1 rRNA gene is annotated in these 356 nt (G+C 53.4%); it reads right to left on the minus strand.

The annotated features are described in order from the left end of the window. Positions 1–356, minus strand: a 16S ribosomal RNA gene (locus tag G4D86_RS51930); the annotation flags it as partial.

The following is a 356-nucleotide window of genomic DNA, read 5'->3' on the forward strand; positions in this document are numbered from 1 at the left end:
CTGCTGCCTCCCGTAGGAGTTTGGTCCGTGTCTCAGTACCAATGTGGGGGACCTTCCTCTCAGAACCCCTACTGATCGTGGGCTTGGTGGGCCGTTACCCCGCCAACAACCTAATCAGACGCATCCCCATCCTATAGCGGTAAACCTTTGCTTCTCGTCAGATGCCATCAAAGAAGAACATAGAGCATTAATCCGACTTTCGCCGGGCTATTCTCTACTATAGGGAAGGTTGGATACGCGTTACTCACCCGTGCGCCGGTCGCCAGCAACAATAGCAAGCTATCGTCCTGCTGCCCCTCGACTTGCATGTGTTAAGCCTGTAGCTAGCGTTCATCCTGAGCCAGGATCAAACTCTA

This window comes from Pyxidicoccus caerfyrddinensis (assembly GCF_010894405.1).
GTDB classification, from domain to species: domain Bacteria; phylum Myxococcota; class Myxococcia; order Myxococcales; family Myxococcaceae; genus Myxococcus; species Myxococcus caerfyrddinensis.